The organism is Serratia sp. C2(1) (genome assembly GCF_036352655.1).
In the GTDB taxonomy this organism is placed as follows: domain Bacteria; phylum Pseudomonadota; class Gammaproteobacteria; order Enterobacterales; family Enterobacteriaceae; genus Serratia; species Serratia inhibens.
On sequence record NZ_JAZFBA010000012.1, the window covers coordinates 1 to 5,719 of the forward strand.

Here is a 5,719-nt window from a genome sequence, read left to right on the forward strand (position 1 = left end):
AGCGCGGTGGTCCCACCTGACCCCATGCCGAACTCAGAAGTGAAACGCCGTAGCGCCGATGGTAGTGTGGGGTCTCCCCATGCGAGAGTAGGACACTGCCAGGCATCAAATAAAGCAACAAGCCCTATGCGAAAGCGTAGGGCTTTTTGTTTTATCTATTTTTGGGTGTTCTACACGAGCATGGGCATGCGAAAAGCCCGTCGGGAACGGACTTTAACGCCGCTTGCGGCGGCCCCGAAGGGGCGAGTCTCAGGATGAGACGAGTATTGCAGGACACTGCCAGGCATCAAATAAAGTCGAAAGCCTCATGCGAAAGCATGGGGCTTTTTGCTTTGGGGCGAGGAAACAACGAACGCAGGCATGTGGCCAACGTCTCAGTTGCTACAGTTCTGAATAAATAAAAGGCTACTGAGGTTATATTTATAATCATAAGTATGAGCAATGTATAAAAACGATGAGTAATATTAGATATATATAAATAGCGCTAATATAGTAGGTTATTGCTATGTGACTATAAATCTCTACCTAAGATAATGTCTGTATTAATCATGTCGCCAATTATCTTCATTGTATTGCCCATCAATTTGTATAAATATTTCCTTATAAAACAATTAGAAGTATTTTTCACACGGATGATAACCAGGCTAAATTAAAATCAATAAAAACAAACATTAGCCTAGCGCGCCGAATCGAGTAGACTAGGCAGAAGTTTATTTCCGTATAGGTATTTAACATTATGTCTACTGAACGTGCGTCTTTAAAAAAACACAATACCTTTGCGCTCCCGGTCAACGCAGCGCATCTGGTCATTGCAGATACAATCGAATTAATGATCAAGGTCTGGCAGAAAACGCAAAAGCGTCAAGAGCCATTGTTGGTGCTCGGTGAAGGGAGTAATGTCCTGTTTCTTGAGGACTTTGCCGGTACGGTTATGATCAATCAATTCAAAGGTATCGATATCAGAGAAGAGAACGATGCCTGGTACCTTCATGTCGGTGCCGGCGAAAACTGGCATGGTTTGGTCTGCAGTACGCTGGACAAGGGTATTCCCGGGTTGGAAAACCTGGCTCTAATCCCGGGGCTGGTCGGTTCTGCGCCTATTCAAAATATCGGTGCCTACGGCATCGAACTAAAAAGTGTATGCGACTACGTTGATTTACTGGACTTTAATACAGGAGCCATCGATCGTATTCCGACATCAGAGTGTGGATTCGGTTATCGTGAAAGTATTTTCAAGCATCATTTTCAGACCGGCCATATCATTGTCGGCGTAGGCTTGCGACTGAGCAAACAGTGGCGCCCGATGCTGAATTATGGCGATCTGACGAAAATGGATCCGGAAACGGTGACGGCACGTCAGATATTTGATTCGGTATGCGCAATGCGCCGTAGCAAGTTGCCTGACCCTGCTGTGACCGGTAATGCAGGTAGCTTCTTCAAGAACCCGCTTGTCAGCGAGGAGAAGGGCGCTGAGCTGGTTGCTTTGTACCCCGGTATGCCACATTATCCGCAACGTGATGGCCAGGTGAAGTTGGCTGCCGGTTGGCTGATCGACCAATGTGAGTTGAAGGGCTATCAAATTGGCGGTGCAGCGGTACATCGTCAACAGGCGCTCGTTCTGGTTAACCTGAATGATGCCAGCAGTCAGGACGTAGTTGCTTTGGCGCGCCATGTGCGTGATACGGTAGCGAAGAAGTTCGATGTATGGTTGGAACCTGAAGTCCGTTTTATTGGCGCGACGGGCGAACGAAATGCCCTGGAAGTTCTCGCATGAAAGACTCTAAAGTACCATTAAAGATAATTGCGCTATTGGCTGACGGCAGTTTTCATTCAGGCGAGCATCTTGGCGAATATCTGGGGATGAGTCGCGCAGCGATTAATAAACATATCCAGACCATTCGTGAGTGGGGGCTGGATGTATTTACCGTACCGGGAAAAGGGTACAGTCTGCCTGGCCCCATTCAACTATTGGATGCTGACAGTATTCTTGGTCGACTGGTAGATAAGCGTGTAACTGTATTACCTGTCGTAGACTCCACCAATCAATACTTGCTGGACCGCATCACTGAGTTACAGTCAGGTGATGCTTGTATCGCTGAGTATCAGCAGGCCGGCCGTGGCCGCCGCGGACGGCAATGGATATCGCCGTTTGGCGCCAATCTGTATCTTTCGATGTTTTGGCGTCTGGACCAAGGGCCTGCAGCCGCAATTGGCCTGAGTCTGGTGATTGGCATAGTGATGGCAGAGGTGTTACAACGCTTGGGCGCTGAAGATGTCAGGGTTAAATGGCCGAATGACTTGTATCTCAACGATCGTAAACTAGCGGGTATTTTAGTTGAATTAACCGGAAAGACTGGTGATGCCGCGCATTTGGTGATTGGTGCCGGTATCAATTTGGCGATGCGTGAAAGCAATGCGAATGCTATCAACCAAGGGTGGATAAATCTGCAGGAAGCGGGGATTAGCATAGATCGCAATGAGCTGGCAGCAACCTTGCTGAATGAGTTGCGCCAATCTTTGCAGCAGTTTGAAATTGACGGGCTGGCACCCTTTATTTCACGTTGGCGCGCTTTGGATAACTTTATTGATAGGCCGGTTAAACTGCTAATAGGTGAGCAACAAATTTTTGGTATTGCACGTGGTATTGATCAGCAAGGGGCATTATTGCTCGAGCAGAATGGTGTGATTAATCCATTTATTGGTGGGGAAATATCCCTACGTAGCGCTGAATAACGATTGTTGATAGGGGACCGACGTTGTCCCCATTTGTTTTATAGCATTATTTTCTCAAACGTACGTGTTCGACGGCATGATTAGCGCTTTTCGTCATTATCAGGCTGGCGCGCTCACGGGTTGGAAGAATATTTTGCTGTAAATTCAAGCCATTGATCTCATTCCAAAGCTGGGTGGCAATGTTGATGGCCTCCGCTTCGGGCAGCTTTGCATAGTTGTGGAAATAAGAATCAGGATTAGAAAATGCGCCCTGACGGAATTTCAGAAATCTATTGATATACCAGGTTTGCAATAACTGGGCAGGGGCATCGACATATATTGAGAAATCAACAAAATCGGAAACAAATACGTGATGAGGATCGTGAGGGTAATCCATTCCGCTTTGTAATACGTTTAGCCCTTCCAGAATGAGAATATCCGGCTGCTCAATAACTTTATTACCATCCGGAACAACATCATAGATCAGATGAGAATATACAGGAGCCGTCACGCGTTTGGCGCCTGACTTCACCTCAGAAACGAATTTGACCAGACTGTGCATATCGTAGGACTGCGGGAATCCTTTTTTCTTCATCAGCCCACGTTCGTTCAGCACCTTGTTTGGATGCAGGAAACCGTCGGTAGTGATCAGTTCAACGCTGCGATGTTCCGGCCAACTGCTAAGTAATGCCTGCAGCAAACGCGCAGTAGTGCTTTTACCTACGGCAACGCTGCCGGCAATGCCGATGACATAGGGAATTTTCTGGCCATCGGTACCGAGGAATTGTTCAAGCACGGCCTGACGACGAAGGTTGGAGCTGATATAGAAGTTCAGCAGACGCGATAGCGGCAGATAAATCTGTGCTACCTCTTCCAGAGAGAGGTCTTCGTTAATCCCTTTTAGTTTAACGATCTCTTCTTCTGACAGCGTCAGTGGCACCGAATCTCGCAACGCAGCCCACTGGTTACGATCGAACTGAAGGTAAGGCGTCGCTAAAGATTGATCTCTTTTTATCATAAGCCAAATTCTGCCTGTTAACGCAGGTTGGGAAAGGCGCCGGACGCCAACTCCAGATAATAAACAAGCTGCATATTATAGACAGCTTGGTTTTTGGCGTAGACTTTTTTCGCAAAAGTTATCGATTGGCGGCAGTTTATGTCAATTGTGAGAAGCGGCGCGCAGTTGATTGCAGAGGTGTTGCAAAGCGGTATCTCTGGGGAAGGATACCGCTTTCAGGCTAGCTGGCGATGGCGGAGGAGGCTTGGTTAACCGTAAATAGGCGTTTGTAATAAATGACCGTCGGATGATAGTAGCCATCGGGTGCGGCGGCATAGTCGGGCAACTCTCCCAGACAGCGATAGCCCAGCGAGCGATACAGCGCTTCTGCGGCGGAAGCTGCCTGTGTGTCGAGATACAGCAGGCCACGCTGTTGCTGCAGCGCCGACTGTTCCAATGCCTTCATCAGGGCTTGTCCGACACCATTGCGGCGTGCGCGGCTGTGAACTAACAGTTTTTGCACTTCAGCCCGGTTGCGTCCATTCGGTTTCTGACACAACTCGAGTTGAACCGTGCCGATGACACCGCGCTCGTCTCTGGCGATCCACAGCAATAGCGCCCCTTTGGCCAAGGCCGGCCTCAAGCTGTGGAAGTAACTCTCGGCGTCTTCATGCGGGATCAGCGTATCGTAGCCCACAGAGGCTCCATGCGTCACTGCATCGGTCAACAGACGAGCCAGTTCATTGCGGTAAATGGGGAGCGTGGCGGCATTAATCAGGACAATTTTCATCGGTCATTCCTCCTGGATGAAGGGGGTAATGAAGATAAGCAATAATTGCGCCAGAGCGGCGAAGGGCGCTCCGGCGGTAAAGAGGTGAGGGATAATTGTAGTTGATGCCGTCACGTGGGGCATTCTTCCCTTTTCTGGTGCATCGATCCCGCTCACAGTTTCCTGATTTCGGTTTACGGATTTGAGAAAATGGGCACGGGGAAAGGAAGGGGCAATATTTGCAAAAAGTGGATTAAATTGTAGAGAATGATTCCTGCAATTGATGAATCTTTGCCCGCTGCGCGCTGTCAATTGCCAGACACTATGCATAATTGGGTGATTTGTGAGCGAAAGTACGCGAAACGCAATTTTTTTGTTGCATAGGCCGCTCGGTCTACCTAGAATGCGCTGCACTTGATGCCGGCTTAGCTCAGTTGGTAGAGCAACTGACTTGTAATCAGTAGGTCACCAGTTCGATTCCGGTAGCCGGCACCAATCAAGTCACAGTAGTTAAAATTTGGTGGGGTTCCCGAGCGGCCAAAGGGAGCAGACTGTAAATCTGCCGTCACAGACTTCGAAGGTTCGAATCCTTCCCCCACCACCAAATCTTGCCTTCGGCAGTTGACTGACCAGCGAATAATTCGCGGCTGTTAATTTGCGGAAGGGGAAGGTGAAAGCCTTCAGCAAGGTTCGAGTTGTGCAGCGCAAAGCGCAGCAGGCCCGAAGGGTGAGAGTTAAGCGACGAACAATCCTTCTCCCACCTAAAAATTCTACAGAAAAGTCAGGTAGCCGAGTTCCAGGATGCGGGCATCGTATAATGGCTATTACCTCAGCCTTCCAAGCTGATGATGTGGGTTCGATTCCCACTGCCCGCTCCAAGATGTGCTGATATAGCTCAGTTGGTAGAGCGCACCCTTGGTAAGGGTGAGGTCGGCAGTTCGAATCTGCCTATCAGCACCACTTCTTATTATCTCGCCCCCTGATTTTCTTTCTGTTCTGGATTCAACAGGCAAATGCTTGGTTGATGTGGTGATACCACCGATTTATCCGTGTCTTAGAGGGACAATCGATGTCTAAAGAAAAGTTTGAACGTTCAAAACCGCACGTTAACGTCGGTACTATCGGCCACGTTGACCACGGTAAAACTACCCTGACTGCAGCAATCACCACCGTTCTGGCTAAAACCTACGGCGGTTCTGCACGTGCTTTCGACCAGATCGATAACGCGCCAGAAGAAAAAG

The 5,719-nt window shown here is 48.8% G+C and carries 5 protein-coding genes, 4 tRNA genes, 1 rRNA gene and 1 other RNA gene; 9 read left to right on the forward strand and 2 right to left on the reverse strand.

The window, feature by feature from the left end; translation table 11 throughout:
• The 3 genes from rrf to birA form a co-directional block, all read left to right on the forward strand.
• Positions 1–104: ribosomal RNA gene (gene rrf, locus V2S86_RS25210) — 5S ribosomal RNA — on the forward strand; the annotation flags it as partial.
• A gap of 632 nt (positions 105–736) precedes the next feature.
• On the forward strand, positions 737–1,774 hold the full coding sequence (gene murB / locus V2S86_RS25215; protein ID WP_330764607.1) for a UDP-N-acetylmuramate dehydrogenase: 1,038 nt from the start codon (positions 737–739) through the stop codon (positions 1,772–1,774).
• On the forward strand, positions 1,771–2,733 hold the full coding sequence (gene birA, locus V2S86_RS25220; RefSeq protein WP_330764608.1) for a bifunctional biotin--[acetyl-CoA-carboxylase] ligase/biotin operon repressor BirA: 963 nt from the start codon (positions 1,771–1,773) through the stop codon (positions 2,731–2,733). Before murB ends, birA begins: the two co-directional genes overlap by 4 nt.
• 46 nt (positions 2,734–2,779) lie before the next feature.
• Here the strand turns inward: birA and coaA are convergent, their stop codons facing one another.
• Positions 2,780–3,730, reverse strand: a complete 951-nt coding sequence (gene coaA, locus V2S86_RS25225) for a type I pantothenate kinase (protein WP_065505742.1) — start codon at positions 3,728–3,730, stop codon at positions 2,780–2,782.
• Positions 3,731–3,950: 220 nt separating this feature from the next.
• Entirely contained in the window at positions 3,951–4,499 is a 549-nt protein-coding gene (locus tag V2S86_RS25230; protein ID WP_330764610.1) for a GNAT family N-acetyltransferase, read from the reverse strand.
• Positions 4,500–4,897: 398 nt separating this feature from the next.
• On the opposite strand from V2S86_RS25230, the gene V2S86_RS25235 reads away from it, so the two are divergent.
• The 6 genes from V2S86_RS25235 to V2S86_RS25260 form a co-directional block, all read left to right on the forward strand.
• Positions 4,898–4,973: transfer RNA gene (locus tag V2S86_RS25235), tRNA-Thr, on the forward strand.
• Positions 4,974–4,997: 24 nt separating this feature from the next.
• Positions 4,998–5,082: transfer RNA gene (locus V2S86_RS25240), tRNA-Tyr, on the forward strand.
• Positions 5,083–5,128: 46 nt separating this feature from the next.
• A non-coding RNA gene (locus V2S86_RS25245) (RtT sRNA) lies at positions 5,129–5,244 on the forward strand.
• Between the two features lie 37 nt (positions 5,245–5,281).
• Positions 5,282–5,356, forward strand: a tRNA-Gly gene (locus V2S86_RS25250).
• Positions 5,357–5,362: 6 nt separating this feature from the next.
• Positions 5,363–5,438: transfer RNA gene (locus V2S86_RS25255), tRNA-Thr, on the forward strand.
• 109 nt (positions 5,439–5,547) lie between these two features.
• On the forward strand, positions 5,548–5,719 hold a 172-nt coding region (locus V2S86_RS25260; protein WP_235163334.1), incomplete at its 3' end, for a GTP-binding protein.

Bases quoted from the DNA above. Each gene is read 5' to 3' on its own strand.
- murB (WP_330764607.1), top strand. From the start codon at position 737: ATGTCTACTGAACGTGCGTCTTTAAAAAAACACAATACCTTTGCGCTC.
- birA (WP_330764608.1), top strand. From the start codon at position 1,771: ATGAAAGACTCTAAAGTACCATTAAAGATAATTGCGCTATTGGCTGAC.
- coaA (WP_065505742.1), bottom strand. From the start codon at position 3,730: ATGATAAAAAGAGATCAATCTTTAGCGACGCCTTACCTTCAGTTCGAT.
- V2S86_RS25230 (WP_330764610.1), bottom strand. From the start codon at position 4,499: ATGAAAATTGTCCTGATTAATGCCGCCACGCTCCCCATTTACCGCAAT.